The sequence below is a fragment of the Evansella vedderi genome (genome assembly GCF_030813435.1).
GTDB lineage: Bacteria > Bacillota > Bacilli > Bacillales > Salisediminibacteriaceae > Evansella > Evansella vedderi.
The window spans coordinates 99,798-115,500 of record NZ_JAUSUG010000004.1 but is presented as its reverse complement, the minus strand read 5'-3'; the positions used below and the strand labels follow the sequence as shown (position 1 = coordinate 115,500).

11 protein-coding genes and 1 riboswitch are annotated in these 15,703 nt (G+C 36.3%); of the genes, 7 read left to right on the top strand and 4 right to left on the bottom strand.

Features of this window, described 5'->3' with window-relative positions; translation table 11 throughout:
• Nucleotides 1–132 precede the first annotated feature (132 nt).
• On the top strand, nucleotides 133–1,182 hold the full coding sequence (gene cax / locus J2S74_RS06820; protein WP_307323397.1) for a calcium/proton exchanger: 1,050 nt from the start codon (nucleotides 133–135) through the stop codon (nucleotides 1,180–1,182).
• 256 nt (nucleotides 1,183–1,438) lie between these two features.
• A complete protein-coding gene (locus tag J2S74_RS06815) occupies nucleotides 1,439–1,888 on the top strand; it encodes a cupredoxin domain-containing protein (RefSeq protein WP_307323394.1) in 450 nt (149 codons plus the stop codon).
• A 208-nt stretch (nucleotides 1,889–2,096) separates the two neighbouring features.
• On the opposite strand, the gene J2S74_RS06810 is transcribed toward J2S74_RS06815, so the two are convergent.
• Entirely contained in the window at nucleotides 2,097–3,374 is a 1,278-nt protein-coding gene (locus J2S74_RS06810; RefSeq protein WP_307323391.1) for a helix-turn-helix transcriptional regulator, read from the bottom strand.
• Nucleotides 3,375–3,818: 444 nt separating this feature from the next.
• Here J2S74_RS06810 and J2S74_RS06805 point away from each other — a divergent pair, with 444 nt between their 5' ends.
• A complete protein-coding gene (locus tag J2S74_RS06805; RefSeq protein WP_307323388.1) occupies nucleotides 3,819–4,907 on the top strand; it encodes a nitric oxide synthase oxygenase in 1,089 nt (362 codons plus the stop codon).
• 94 nt (nucleotides 4,908–5,001) lie between these two features.
• Here the strand turns inward: J2S74_RS06805 and desB are convergent, their stop codons facing one another.
• On the bottom strand, nucleotides 5,002–6,120 hold the full coding sequence (gene desB / locus J2S74_RS06800; RefSeq protein WP_307323386.1) for a Delta(10) desaturase DesB: 1,119 nt from the start codon (nucleotides 6,118–6,120) through the stop codon (nucleotides 5,002–5,004).
• 705 nt (nucleotides 6,121–6,825) lie between these two features.
• Entirely contained in the window at nucleotides 6,826–8,988 is a 2,163-nt protein-coding gene (gene recQ / locus J2S74_RS06795) for a DNA helicase RecQ (RefSeq protein ID WP_307323384.1), read from the bottom strand.
• A 517-nt stretch (nucleotides 8,989–9,505) separates the two neighbouring features.
• On the opposite strand from recQ, the gene J2S74_RS06790 reads away from it, so the two are divergent.
• From J2S74_RS06790 to J2S74_RS06775, 4 genes are all read left to right on the top strand, one after another.
• The gene (locus J2S74_RS06790; protein WP_307323381.1) at nucleotides 9,506–11,575 is read left to right on the top strand and encodes a sensor histidine kinase; all 2,070 of its coding nucleotides are present in this window, start codon (nucleotides 9,506–9,508) and stop codon (nucleotides 11,573–11,575) included.
• A gap of 50 nt (nucleotides 11,576–11,625) precedes the next feature.
• Complete coding sequence (locus J2S74_RS06785; protein WP_307323378.1) at nucleotides 11,626–12,342, top strand: response regulator transcription factor; 717 nt, start codon at nucleotides 11,626–11,628, stop codon at nucleotides 12,340–12,342.
• Nucleotides 12,343–12,664: 322 nt separating this feature from the next.
• Nucleotides 12,665–14,080 (top strand): tetratricopeptide repeat protein, encoded by a 1,416-nt coding sequence (locus J2S74_RS06780; RefSeq protein ID WP_307323376.1) that lies wholly within the window; start codon nucleotides 12,665–12,667, stop codon nucleotides 14,078–14,080.
• A gap of 418 nt (nucleotides 14,081–14,498) precedes the next feature.
• Nucleotides 14,499–14,588: riboswitch (cyclic di-GMP riboswitch) on the top strand.
• Nucleotides 14,589–14,619: 31 nt separating this feature from the next.
• Entirely contained in the window at nucleotides 14,620–14,763 is a 144-nt protein-coding gene (locus tag J2S74_RS06775; protein WP_307323374.1) for an anti-repressor SinI family protein, read from the top strand.
• A gap of 67 nt (nucleotides 14,764–14,830) precedes the next feature.
• Here the strand turns inward: J2S74_RS06775 and J2S74_RS06770 are convergent, their stop codons facing one another.
• A complete protein-coding gene (locus tag J2S74_RS06770; RefSeq protein WP_307323371.1) occupies nucleotides 14,831–15,340 on the bottom strand; it encodes a hypothetical protein in 510 nt (169 codons plus the stop codon).
• Nucleotides 15,341–15,703: the final 363 nt, after the last annotated feature.

Here is a 15,703-nt window from a genome sequence, read left to right as displayed (position 1 = left end):
TATAGAGCATACTACGAGGGTGACTGAAAAGGGAAAGAACAAACCTTTTCAGTTGCCCTTTTTTATATGTATGTTTTTACTCATATGGAGGAGTCTAATCCTAATAGAGTATGCGGGATTGGGGGACTGTGTATGAATCGAATTTTTTTCTGGACAACGATGGCCGGGGTACCTATTTCTCTTGCAGGAGCAATATTAGGCTGGGAACCTACCATGATGTTTGCCATATACGCCATTACTATATTAGCCTTAGCCTCCTATATAGGCCGGGCCACGGAAAGTTTATCGATCATTGCTGGACCGAGAATTGGAGGACTATTAAATGTTACCTTTGGAAACGCTGTTGAGCTTACCATCTCTATTTTCGCCTTAAAGGCAGGATATTTAACGATTGTACTTGCTTCCTTAACGGGGGCCGTTATAAGTAACTTGCTTTTAGTTGCTGGGTTATCCTTTTTTATAGGGGGACTTAGATATAAAAGGCAGAAATTTAATATTCATGATGCAAGACACAACATGGGCTTATTAATGTTTTCTGTTGTTGTTTCCTTTGTCTTTCCCTATATTTTTTCCTTTCGATTAACAAGTGGGGAAATATTAGCCTTAAGTATCGGGATTGCCATTATTATGCTACTCCTTTATTTTTCAGCCTTGTTTTTCCGACTTGTTACCCATCGAGGGGTTTATGCAGTGGAAAGTGAAGGGGAAGATGACGAAGAGCCTGAATGGGACAAAAGAAGGGCGATACTTATTCTAGCCTTAGCTGCAGTTGCTGTTGCCTTTGTAAGCGATCAATTAGTGGATACATTTGAAAGTATCGCAGAATCCTTTGGATGGAGCGAGGTATTTATAGGTGTTATCCTTGTTGCTATTATTGGGAACTCCGCAGAAAATATTACAGCAATACAAATGGCTGTAAAGAATAAGGTAAACATATCCGTTGAAATTGCGGTAGGTTCTACCTTACAAATAGCGATGTTTGTGACACCTCTTTTAGTTCTATTGTCGCTAATCTTTGCAAATCCAATGCTCCTTCTTTTCACAAGAGAAGCACTCATTGCTATGATACTATCTGTTTTCCTAATCATAATGATTATTAATGATGGTGATACGAATTGGTTTGAAGGTTTAACACTTCTTGCAGCGTATATCATAATGGCAATAGGGTTTTATTTTATGTGAGGTAATATTAGATGTTTTCGGATTTAAATGTCACGGAAGAAATTAATAAAGGTATTGCTTCGCTCGTCGCTCGCCCAACTACGAGAAAACCACTCGTAGTTGGGCTTTTTTAATGATTGCGACGGCTACTCAAATACTTTGATAGGGACTCAAAAGTCACCTTTTGAGTCCCTATTAAAAAAAGTAGACAAGTTTTCCCTACCTGTGTGCATATACATGAAGCGTAAAAGATTCATGGATAGGAAGGGGAGAGAAAATGAACTTCTTAGTAATTAAAAAGAAGACAATTTTAGCATTTTTTGTTTTTGGTTTAGCACTTGTTTCCGTTTGGGTGTCATCTACGATGTTAAGTTCCACTGATGTTCCGGCAATGGGTGGTGGAAATGAAGTAAGGGAGATTCACATGATAACTGGAGAATTCAAGTCCACTACGGAAGATGGGAAGGAAATTGAATCTTATCGCTGGGACCCAGGAACGATTTTTGTGGAAAAAGGGGAACGTGTTAATCTTATCATTTATGGTGTAAATGGAAAGGAGCATCCTTTTATTATTGAAGGAACCGATGTTGAAGGTGTAGTAAGAAAAGGGGAAGAGACGATTGTGCCACTTCAATTTAAAGAAAAAGGAGTATATCGTCTTATTTGTCCGATGCATGCTGATAAGGATAGCGATGGGCCTATGATAGCCTATATCGTAGTAAACTGATTAATAGGTTGCTTTTCCCACTGGAGTCGCCGCCTTCCGCTTCTCCAAGCTTTTTAAAAAGGTTATGAAAATAGCCACTTAAAATGACAAAAAGAGTGATGCATGGGACATCACTCTTTTTGTTCTGACAACGATTTATGTTCATTTGGGAGAACATACAATAGAAAATAAGTTAGATCTTTCAAATTTTAGGCCTTAGCCTTTTTTATTATGAGGAGTGTTCCCTAAATAGCAATTGGGTAGCCTTTAACTCCATTTTTAAATAATCATACGCTTTTTTATATTTACGTTGTTTATATAGGTGCTCACTGAATTCCTTAGTAATATCAAGTAATTCAAACCAATATTTGTTGTTATAGAAATAGTTAATGGATTCTTCTATTAATCTTTCATAATTTTTAATATTACTTGTAACAAGTTCACGTTTGGCTTCTAAAGCCTGTAAAGTGTATTTGTCTAAATCTCCCCTTATAACTTTCTTTGCTTCGGAGAGACAAGTATTACACTTTTCAATTTCGTGTGTTATTAAATAGATTTTTGCAATTGGTATATAAGAGAGAAAGGTTCCTTTTGGATCAAACAAAAGCTTTAATTCTAAGCTCTTTTCAAAGTATCCCAAGCTTGTCTCATAATCTTGTTGGTGAAAGTAGTTCATTCCTAAGTTATGAAGGATCTTTGCTTGGTCTGCTCCCATACCTTGCTCTTTAGCTAGGTTAAGCCCTTTTAATAAAACATCGGATGCCTTAGCATACTCTTTTACTTCCATATGAAGGATCCCTAAAAGTGTATAGGTGCTTACTGTTTCCTTCCAGAAGTGAAGGTCTAAGTAAATATTTTTTGCTTCAATAGCATATTGAAGTCCTTTTTGATTTTCGTTAGTGTTGAAACAGATTAAAGCTAGGTTGAATAGGATTTTCCCTTTATCCTGCTGTGTATTTGTATACAACAGGGATTTTTCGTAGAGCTGAAAGCTTTCCTTGAAAGACCGCTCATAATATTGTAAAAGTGCCGAAACATAATAATATTTAAATTTTGTTTCCTTTGGCAGGGCATCCACATTTTTCTCATGAATGTAGAATCTTACTTCATGATGAAGCTGCTTTGCTTTATCTATTTGTATTAGCTTGAGTTGAAGCTGGCAAGATAATATTAGGTATTCTACTTCCTGATGGATAGAAGGAATGTATTCCAGCTGATGCATATTATTTTCAAGAAATATAGCGGCTTCTTCCACATCTTGGTTTACTTTGTTTTCTAACAAAGCTAGAGTTTCCTTTATACTGTTTGATACTTTATGGATTTCTGTAAGATACCCTTTAGGAACTTCAAGCCTATTAGCGATTAAATCTAGTATATCCTCCGATGCTTCGTATCGTCCACTTTCTATGTTGCTATAATGGGAAGGAGAGACTATTCCTTTGCAAACATCTACTTGTGAAAGCTTTCTCAAACTTCTTATTTTCTTTAACCTATTGCCGATATGCAAAACAAACCACCCTGTTCTCCATTTGTATATTGTTTTTTTATAAAACTTTTATTTTTACTTTAATGGAAATCTGTTATTTAATATTAGAGTTCGAAAAGGGGCTGTTTTCCCCGTTCGAAAAGACTTGAAACAATAAGCGGAGCCGCTGCCGTCTTTTAAAGCCAACTAGGAGTGGTTTTCTCCTAGTTGGCGCGCAGCGAGTGGAGCTATTGCAAGACACTTTTTGAACACGCTCTATTAATATTTTATTTAATCTTATACTACCATATTTTAATCAAATGGATATGTAACATTTGATGAACATAAAAGTAAATAATAGTTTTCGAATACTTTTTAACAATCTGGTGAAAAACATTGTTAGTGGGAACAGAATAGTCAATAATATAGGGAGATTATTATCTTTGTATAGTAAATATTCATGTTTTTTCTACTTGGAGGTTTAGGATGACTAAGCTATTTACGGAAGCAAAAAATTTTATTGAAAAGTGTTATAAAGAATTAGGGAAAGATGAGGATATTCCAAATAGATTAGGGGAAATAAGGGAAGAAATAGAAGTAACAGGCACATATGAACATACTTTTCACGAATTAGAGATTGGTGCTAAAATGGCTTGGCGGAATAGTAATAAGTGTATCGGAAGACTGTTCTGGGACACACTCCACGTAAAGGATGCACGTCATTTGCATGACTCTGATAAAATATTTAAAGCTTTAAACCATCATTTATTAGAAGCTAGTAACGGAGGAAAAATTAGACCAACCATAACGATTTTTGCACCTAGAGGCAGGGGCGGCAAGGATAAATTAAGGATTTGGAATCACCAGCTTATTCGCTATGCAGGCTATGAAACAGAGGATGGTGTCATTGGCGACCCCATGTCTATTCCCTTTACTAAAGTATGTGAGCAATTAGGCTGGAGAGGCGAGAGATCTCATTTCGATATACTTCCCCATGTTATTCAGGTTTATGAAAATGAACCAGTATGGCAGGAGGTTCCTTCAGAATGTGTATTAGAGGTGGATCTTGTACACCCTGAAGTGGCGGGCATACAGGATCTGGGTTTAAAATGGTATGCACTTCCCGCTATATCCGATATGAAACTAGAGATTGGTGGTATTGAATATACGGCAGCCCCTTTTAATGGATGGTATATGGGTACTGAAATTGGTGCCCGAAACTTTGCGGATGCGGACCGTTATAATATGCTTCCTAAAATAGCCTCTATTATAGGCCTGGACACCTCCCGAAATTCTAACCTTTGGAAGGATCGGGCTTTGGTGGAGTTAAATCGATCAGTTTTATATTCATTTCAACAAGCGGGGGTAAGTATTGTTGATCATCATACTGCTGCAGAGCAATTTAAAAAATTTGAAAAAAAAGAGAAGGTCAGTGGCAGAGAATTAACGGGAAGGTGGAGTTGGCTAATTCCTCCCGTGTCTCCTGCAACAACACATATTTTTCATAAAAGGTATAAGGATGAATTAGTAACCCCTAATTACTTTCATCAAGAATATCCATATAGTCTGAGATAGAAATAAAATATAATCCAGGAATTTGCTGCGCAAATACTTAGAGGGGATCTCCAAAGGATAAAAAACATGCCTTTGGAGATCCCCTCATTTACATTTAGTTAGTTCGTTTTTTTGGTTGTATTTCTTCAAATGTGTTTTCTAATGAGGATAGATTGTTTACATCTACGTTAAAATCTTTAAATTTAATTTCATCTGGGTTTAATCCATTTCCTAAAGAACCAATGGATCTATTACCATGAGGATCGACCAATTCGCTATTATTAAAGTATAATCGTGGTGTTTTCCAAAGGGCTGCAAGAGCTTTTGTCATAGGCATTTCATGGTAGCGCTCTGGCCACATTTCTTTAATGTGTTCTTTAACCAATGGATAATATTTAGAACTCATTGCTGGAAATAAATGATGCTCCGTATGATACGAGAAATTAAAGTGTAGTACATCAACCCATTTTGGCACCGTTACTGTAAGGCTGTTTGCTAACGGGTCATTAACAGAAGTCAATGGGTTTAAACGATGGTTCGTTGAAATATAAGCCATAACAATAAAGTTTGCTATTAAAAGTGGCAGTAAATAGGCAAATATCCAATTATTAAATCCTAACACAAAGATGAGTCCAATCCAAGTAGCCCACGGAAGGATTGCTTGTAACCATACCTTTGGCTGTTTCTTGGGCTGAAATTCCCTAATGTATAACCCAAAGCATTTAAGTGAATGGGCTGTAAACTGTATCGCAAGGGATGCAAAGGCACAAGTGGAACGTACAAACAAAGGTAGATTATAAACCCAACGGAACATTTTCATTTTCGAAATTTTATCTAGAGTTGGCCAAGAATCAGGGTCTTTTTCGTCATCTTGGGTGTGAACATGATGGGTCATATTATGCCATTTTCTCCATAACTGTGGTCCGGTGGTTAATGGCCAAAAGGCAATAGCACCCAGCAGATCCCTCAACCAAGGTGTCCTTACAACAGTACCGTGAAGAATTTCATGACCTAAAAAGCCCATTCCTGCAAAACTCATTCCAATGATGACGGAGATGCCAAGGTTAACAATAAGGGGCAGGTTAAATAATCCTATCGCTAAAAATCCTGAGATAACAACAATTAAATAGGCTAGTCCACCTAAGAGGCGGGCAGGAACTGGATTAAAAGCCTCTTTCGGTAAATGCTTTGAAACTCGTGCAGCGTACCACCCAAAGGTATGTAAGTCCTTCATTTATAAAACTCCTTTTCTAATGTTTGAAATTTCTGAACCGGGAAGTTAATTAGTTTATGGAAGAAAGTCAATTTTTGAACATTCCCACAATGGTTACTTATTGATCCTATCAAGGTTATATCCTTAAGTCAATGGCTAATTATAACCAGGTAATAAAAGTAGGTTATAAGGAGGTGGGATTTTTCCTGATGCATGGTGATCAAGAGAGCCTCCACTTGTTATTTCCAATGTTTAACCAAAATATGTGTCCTACCCCGAAAAATTCGAATCAGGTTGTCATTCGCTACGGTCTCCAAGCAATCAGCGAAGCCGTTGCAAGTTTTTAAAGCCTGCTATGAGTGGTTTTTTCATAGCAGGCGCGCAACGCGCGGAGCGATTGCTATTTTCTCGGCGAAAAATATATGACTTTTTCAGTGGCCTCGTCATTCTCCCACAGGAGTCTCACGGACCTTCGCTCATTCCAATGCAGACTAATATTTTCATACTCCATGGTGCGAAATGACTATTGTATTGAGGTCTACGGGAAAATAATAAATTGTTTAAGCCTGAGTCTTTTTGTAAAATAGGTTGGAACATAACTAAAGTGTTTAATCGGAAATACGAACAATACACTACCTTAGGGAAGTATATTTCCAAAGCGGGTAGATTGCACCTACATCAAGTTTATTCGGATTTCTTATTAGTAAAAATACTTTTGTCCCAGCCTCATGAAACTTCTTCGGTGGATTGTTCTTGGATAACGACTCTTATGGCAAAGTAGCTTACTTCTTCTGGAAGTGCTTCCTTTAAAGGTTTAAGTCCCCCTTCTAGCCCCACGTCATTAATGACCTTTATGATTAACGCCTTTGTTTCCTCATCTAGCTCTCTTGTAAAGCTTACCTCTTGTCCTTCTGCTGCTGCACGAAGGAGATGTCCTTCCACTGTTTGGGTGCCAATATTCCGTAGTGCGGCGACTTCCTTAATACTTTTCCCGGCTTTATATAGCTCGAGGCTGAAGATGTGACTAGGTGTTTTATCGTTGCCACTGGTGGTGCTAGTGTCAAAGAACTTCTGATTTACAGTGGATGGGGTTTGATAATTTTCTGGCTTATAGTTTGGATTTTCCCCTAAGAACTCTTTAATCGTTTTTAGAAATTCTTCCCCGTAACGTTCAAATTTTTGTTCTCCCACACCTTTAACAAGGAGCATAGCTGAAGAGGTTGTTGGAAGTTTAGCACACAATTCGTTTAATGTTTTATCTGAAAAAATCATATACGGTGCCACTTTTGACTCTTTGGCTAATCTAGAACGGAGCTCACGGAGTTTCTCAAATAAAGGATGGCTTTTTACAACTTGAATTGGTTGTTTTTCCTGTTTTCGTTCAACTGTTAGTTCACCTTTTAATACATGGATCGCCTTTTCCGTTAACTGAAGAACAGGGAAACTCCCATCACTCAGAGCTAAAAACTGTGAAGCCACGAGATAATCTATAAATTGGCTTACATCCTTTTGGGTGCGATCCTTAAGAAGACCGTACGTTGATAGCTTTTGGAAGCCTAATTCCATAACTTTTTTGTTCCCTGAACCTACTAACACCTGTGCTACCATCGTTTTACCGAACCGTTCCCTCATTCGTTTTACACAGGAAAAAACCATTTGTGCTTCCCTTGTCACATCTTCGGATTCCCTGTCATCTACGCAATGATGACATTTCCCACAGGGAGCTGATCCTTTGTCACCAAAGTAATCAAGGATATACAATTGTAAGCAGCTTTCTGTATGGCAATAGTTTGCCATGGCCTGTAATTTACGATATTCATTTTCCTTTCTACCTTCACTTAAGTTGGATTGTTCTATAAGGAACTGTTGAATTCGTATATCCTGGGCTGAGAATAGTAGAATACACTCGCTTTCATCTCCGTCACGTCCAGCCCTTCCTGCTTCCTGGTAATAGCTTTCGATATTTCTAGGGAGCTGATAGTGGATTACATAGCGTACGTTAGATTTATTAATCCCCATCCCGAAAGCATTGGTTGCTACCATTACTTTAATGTGGTCGTAAACAAAGTCCTCCTGCATGGACTCCCGTTCGTGGCTGGTCATTCCTCCGTGGTATTTTCCAACGGAAATGTCCAAGGACTGTAGGAGCTCGTACAGCTTCTCTACTTCTTTTCGAGTTGCAGCGTAAATGATACCAGAAACATCTTGGTTTTTCTTAATGTATCGTTTTACATAGGCATCCCTGTCTAATCCTTTTAAGACATGGAAGGATAAATTTTCTCGGGCAAAACCTGTCTGGAATACGGACTCAGGGAGGATGTTTAAGGCATCACAAACATCGGCAGTTACTTCGGGAGTGGAAGTGGCCGTTAATGCTAATATCCCTGGGGTGGATTGAAGTCTATTAATCAATTCCGGTATTCGCATATAGCTTGGTCTAAAATCATGTCCCCATTGGGATAAGCAATGGGCTTCATCTACCGCAATTAAGGAAACCTCTAATCCTGACAAAGCATGGAGAAAGGATGGGGCCTCTAGCCTTTCTGGAGCAATATAAACCAGTTGATATTCCCCTAACTGCATTAGTGTTAAACGATCGTTTAAATCTTGTCCTGATAAGCTGCTATTTATATAAGTAGACGATATACCTACTTCGTTCAACTCATCTACTTGATCCTTCATTAAGGAAATAAGTGGCGAAATAACAATGGTTATCCCAGGGAGCATTAACGATGGAATTTGATAACAAACAGATTTCCCTCCCCCAGTAGGCATTATTCCCATCGTACGTTTTCCATTCATTACATTTTGTATTATATCCCCTTGTCCAGGGCGGAAGCTGTCATAGCCATAATGTTGTCGTAAAAGAGATTGGGCTTGGTCGAGCATTACGAATCCCCCTAAATTATCATTCACATATATTCTACCATATAAGAGGGAACAAAAATTAATATGAAAATATTCTATTAAAGTCTGTTCCAAAAGCTAAAAAACTAATCTTTGTTTTAATACATTGTTTATTTTTAAACGAAGTTGATTGAAGCGGAAAGCACGAGACTCCCGCGGGAATAGCAAGAGGCCACTGAAAAAGTCAATATAAACAGTGGCAATGGCTCCGCGCGTTGCGCGCCTGATATGAGAAACCCACTCATATCAGGCTTCGAAACATTGCAACGGCTGAAGCGTAAATCAACTTCAAATTTAGCACAGCCAAAAATAGTTTTCGTTTATCGTTGTGTCTATAAAGACATGGGAGTTTTGAACAGACTTTAAGAGAAATTATAGGGATTTGTATTTCTTTTATTCAGAAAATTATTGAAAACATACTAAAATATCGACATAATGGAATAAAATAACACTTTTAATATGTAGAAAAGGAAGATATTTGTTGGGGGGACTGTGACTATTGCGAAGAAATAAGATATTTGTATTATTTACCCTTTTTCTTCTTACAGTTCTACATGGTTCTACAGTCATAGGGGAGTCCAAGTTCCCTATTCACTTAACGGATAATACAGACGAGATAAAGGTACATAACTATATGAAAATATTAGAGGATCCAGATAAAAGTCTAAGTATAGAAGATATCTTATGGACAGATATTCGAAATTATTTTGAGAAAAGTACAGGTGGTATCCCAAATCATGGCTATACTTCCTCCGTCTATTGGGTAGAGGTAACGGTGTATAATGATTCTTCAAAAAGAAACTGGTTGTTGGAAATTGATAATCCTGCAATGGATTATATCTCTTTATTTTTTCCGAACAATGGAGGGTTTGACGAACGCTTAACAGGCGATTTACATCCTTTTAATCATAGAGATGTAGAACATAGAAGTTTTATTTACCACATGCAATTTCCACCTGGGGAAGCAACGGTCTTTTATCTCCGCTTTGAAACGGAAGGGGCAATGCAGCTTCCATTAAGCCTATGGGACCCCCATGCCTTTATTAAAAAAGTACAGGTGGAGTATTCATTGTTGGGGATATTCTATGGGATTGCTTTTGTAATGGCCTTATATAATTTATTTCTTTATTTTTCACTTCGTTATAATAGCTATTTATTTTACGTTATCTTTATTGTTTCAAACTTTTTTATTCATGTGTCCTTTACAGGCTCGGCCTATCAATATTTATGGCCAGATACACCTTGGTGGAACAATCGCTCTATCGTGTTTTTCATGTCTATTTCTAATATTACAGCCTTTTTATTTGCAAAAAGCTTTTTAAGCCTTAATAAGTATACACCCCGTTTTAATCTAGCATTCAATTATTTAATTGTTTTTAGTCTTTGTATCACTATACTGTTATTTTTCTCGTACAGTATGGCTCTCAACCTAATAGTAGTAAGTTCGTTTATCAATGTCATTGTTATCTTTGTTGCGGCTTTTATCTGTTATCAAAGAGGCTACCACCCGGCTAGGTATTTCCTTCTCGCTTGGACTATTTCAATTGTTGGAACAGCTATATCCCTTGGTGCTGATGCGGGAGTTATTCCCGTAACATTCTTTACGAAGTATGCGTGGCAAATGACGTCCGCCGTAGAATTTGTCCTATTTTCCTTTGCTTTGGCAGATAAGATAAATGTTATGAGAAAGGAAAAGGAACAGGCAGAAGCACAAAAGGATAAAATAAATCAGAGACTTCAGGAAATGAATGATAAGCTTGAGGAGAAGGTAAAAGAACGAACGGGCAAGCTAGAGAAAGCCAATATAGAACTTGAAAAAGCCAATGAACAGTTAAGGAAATGGGAAAAGTCCAGAAAACAACTATTATCGAATATCTCCCATGAACTGGGGACACCCATAACATTTTTACAGGGCTATGTACAATCTGTCCGTACTGGAATAATTGAAGGGAATGACCCAAAATATTTGCAATCTGTTGAAAATAAAATACAACTATTAGATCGATTAATTCAAGATTTATTCGATTTATCCAAGTTTCAAACTGGTACTATGAGATTGAATATAACCATGGTCGACCTTCGTAAATGGATGAATGAAATATATACGCGATTTGAAATGGATGTACCAAAAAAGAATATTACCTTTCATGCCCCTGTAATGGATTTACCAAAGGAAAGTCAAAGGGGATTTATCTATATTGATCAAGAACGAATGGACCAAGTTTTTACCAATTTAATATACAATGCAATGAAGTTTACAGATTCAGGCGGAGAAATTTCCATTTATGTAAAGGCTGTCAAGAAAGATACGAAAGACAGTAATGTGGATTTTGACGGAGAAGTCATGATTGAAGTGAAGGATACTGGACGAGGAATTAAACAGGTAGATTTACCGTATGTTTTTGATCGCTTCTATAAAGGAATAAATACGCGGGATAACAGCGGTTCCGGATTGGGTCTCGCCATTACGCAAGAAATTATTCACTATCATAAAGGGGAAATTTGGGTGGATAGTAAAGAAGGGGAAGGCACTAGCTTTTATTTTTCATTACCAATTTCTTTTGAATGAGAATAACCTTAATGGATGCAAATTTTCTTAAGCTGGGAGATGAGTCAATTATGTCTGACGAAAAACTTTTAATTGTAGAAGATGACATGGATATACGTGAGTTAACAGCCCTTTACTTTAAGAAAAAAGGTTATGATGTTTGGACAGCGGCTGAGGGGTATGAGGCATTAAAACTAGTAAAAAAGGAAAAGCCCCAGTTGATTTTACTAGATGTAATGCTTCCTGGAATTGAAGGGTTTGAGCTATGTAAAAAAATTAGACTGTATACAGATGTACCTGTATTGTTTTTAAGCAGTAAACGAGACCCTGTAGATAAAGTGTTGGGGTTAGAAGTGGGAGCCGATGATTTTATTACAAAACCCTTTGATTTAATGGAGTTAGAAGCTAGAGTACGGGCTAATTTGCGAAGGAATAGTATGGTATTATCGGAACCAAATCGTAAAAAACGAGTATTTACCTATAACCATCTTGTTATTGATTTAGACAGCTATGACGTATTTGTCCGTGGAGAAAAAGTATCCCTTTATACGAAGGAATTACAGCTTCTTATTCTATTAGTAGAAAATCAAAATCAAGTATTTAGTGCGGAACAATTATATGATTTAATTTGGGGGGTTGATAGCTTTGGAGATTTAAAAACGGTGCAAGTTCATGTTAGTAACCTTCGGCGAAAAATAGAGGAGGACCCTTCCAAACCAGCACTAATACAAACGGTTAGGGGGTTTGGTTATAAATTTAACGTTCAAAAGAAGATAGAGTCTCATTAGAAGGCTGATAGGAATGCTTGCTTAGAATAGCGAGTATTCTTTTTTTGGCTCTGTTAAAGGACAAAGTTGATATTTAAATAGCGTTGATTGAAGCGGAAATCAACATCAAAGTTTAACAAAGCTATTTTTTAAAAGCCCCCATACAAATTTCCATAATTTCAAATATATTTTTAAGAATAATGCAAGAGGTTATCATTTTTTTACTAGTATTTAACCTTTATATAGTATATTTTTTATTAGCTTATCTATAGGTTTATGCTTACTAGGGTTTACGGGAAATGATAGAGATTTGATTGATTTTTACTGGAGAGAGGGTAGAGTTATGACTAAGTGGAAGCCGTTAGATTGGAGTGAATATAAAATAGATTTTCATTCAATGTATGGTCCCCATATCTTTCAGTTAAAAACTGGGACTGAATCATTTACTTATTGGAAAAGTAATTCATCATTTGGATTATCAAGCTTTAAGAACAAGATGGTCGGGCTTTTTGTAAATAAAAATTGTATGATTGAAATCGATCAATTAGAAGATTTCGCATTACTTCTCTTTAATAAAGGACAATTTGATTATTTGAAATCTTGGAATCCGTTCGAGAAAGTGGATTTTTCAACAAGCCCTTGTTTGCTGTTTATTTATGTACATCTGCTTTTGTTAGAAGAAGAGTACCAACAAGCAATTGAATTTCTAAGAGCTATAAAGCAGTCAAATGAGTATCTTTTCAACAGAAATAAACTTTTGAGAAACGAAATCTCATTTTTGGAATCTGTACTTTTACATATAGATGGACACCCTACTGGCCCTTTCGAAAGCGTAACTTCCAATAATCAGTTTATGAATAATAATAATAGTCTTTTCAAATTTCCTTCAATTAATGTTGGCCATGCTTCTTTGCTTCAGAGCCCAATATGCTACAAAGGGAATATAGGACAAGCGAAAGATATATATTCAAAACTGCTGTTAAAAGTGGGACTAGCTCGGATTGCAATGTCTTCCATGTCCTACTGTAATATAGCAATGGGTGAAATTTTTTATGAAACAGGTGAAATAAATAAAGCTTTAAAGTTCCTTCCGGTCACTTTATGTTATGCAGAGAGGAATAAAGATTTAGGAAATATTATTCCGATAAAGCTTATTCAAGCTAAAATACTGACAGCACATGGTGATTGCATAGATGCTCTTTCCATACTAAACCAGTTAGAGAGTGATTTAAGGAAAGATAAGCATTCCCACTGGATAACGGTTATTCAAAGCCAAAAAGCTAGGATATTAATGGCGGACGGAAATAAGAAGGAACTCCTTAATTGGTTAACGAGCCAATCAACGGTTATTTCAAAGGCAGCAGTATCAAACCTAACGCTCTTTTCCTTCCTTACTTTAACCCAAGTCTACGTTAGTTTAAAAAAGTTGGAAGAAGCTAACGACTTGTTAACTAAAGTAAGGAATTTCATTGAAAAAAATAATGAAGAAGGTATTGGAATGAAAATAGAGATGTACGTTTTACAAGCAATTTGTAATCGTCATTTAACCAATCCGCTTCAATCAGATGTACAGCTGTTAAAAGCATTATCTTTAGGGAATAAATACGGATATTACCATACCTTCTTAGACATGGGGGAGCTCTTAATTCCATTATTAAAATGTTGGTTAAAGAGAAGTTCCAACACAAAAATTTGTGACAGAAACTTATTGATTTACGGAGAAAAAATACTGTTAGGGTTGTTAAAAAGGCTCTGTTAAAGGTCATTGTTGATTTTTAACAGGGTTGATTGTAGCGAGCGTCCTGAAGTGAAAATCAATATCAAAGTTTAACAGAGCCTAAAATAAAAGGAAAATATAAAAAGGGTGTGATAGAAGGTCATAAAACGATGTTTTATCACACCCTTTTTTATGTTTATGTCGATTAGTGTGGAATTGAGATAGTAAAAGTTTGATTTTGTAAAGAGAAATGTTTAAAAAAATTATGAATTTTAACCTTAATTTAACCTTGATCTCTTATATTAATTCGTAGAGAAAAATGATTATCAACGGTAGAGGATGAACAAAGGGGATGATACATAAGGAAAAAATTGTTCTATATTATGTTTTTATCCATAAACTGTAACGTATTGTTGGGGAAAATGGTGATTTTGGAAAAAATGAGTAGAATGAGCCTTCTTCTAGAAAAGGGTAAACTTACTGAAAGGTAGGGGCGCAAAGCTACGGGTCTAAGGGTATACATTATATCTAAGATAGCCGAGTTTCCTAGAGGCATGATGAGAAAGGGGAAAGTTTGATGTATGGAAAAGGTAATTAAGCTTAAGAAACCTGTAGTTGATGAGGAGTGGGTTCAATTATTGGAGGAAGCTCGCAGTTTAGGTATTAAACCTGAAGAAATTCGCTTATTTTTAGCTAGAAATGAAGCCCAATCGAAGGTTCGATAAAATTACAGCTATAATAATAAAATTATAACGTAAATTAGGGCGCACTCCTTTGGGTGGGCTTTTCATTTTATTTTGAATTTATTACGATGTAAATAATCCTTTCTAATTCTTCTACTATTTGATTTGTTTGATATGTATTTGCATGATTATCATTTGTTAGATTATTTAATTTATAGGCAATTTGAAGAGCTGCAAAGTGGGAATGACTTACGTTTTGACAGACTTCCTCTAATATTGTAACCAATTCCTCTACTGATTTTCTAGTCTCAGATAGTGGGGCGAACGCTTCCTTAGATTTCTGTTTTAATTTAGTCAGTGTTTCCAAAGTATCCTTCGTTTCCCCATTCAAGTCCTTAAGAGTAAACACTAGTTGATTAGCTAGCTTACTAATACGTTTTGTTAAATTACAATGGGAATCTCTCGTTTTGAAATTACATAACGTTTCTGGGGGGAGATGGCTTGTCTTTTCAACAATTTGAGTTAAATAATTAACTATTTGTTCAATATCGTTGGAACGTTGTCGTAAGTCCCTAACTAAAATATCCATTTCATGAATTGTATTGGAAATAACATTCACTACATAACACCCCTTATTAATGAGTGAGTTTTGGCAAAAAAAATGTTATGCCTTATAACATGAGAAGCCCCTAAAATTTAGAAAAGCAACACTTATAAAGTGTACATGAGATACTTAATGGGGGCAAAGAATATGCATAGACCATGGATGATACTCGCCCCCAAACAGAAAGGGGATAGAGTGGATAAAGTACTTAGATATACTTGCACATGAACAAAATTTATTTAACACCTTCAACGCAATCAAATGTTTTGTATTCATTTGCGACAAATTATAAAATAAAGGTACTTACTTTTGGAAAGTTTAGGTTGTATTAATACAATAAATAAAAAGTTTTTCATAGAGGCTGTTTGTATAACTTTG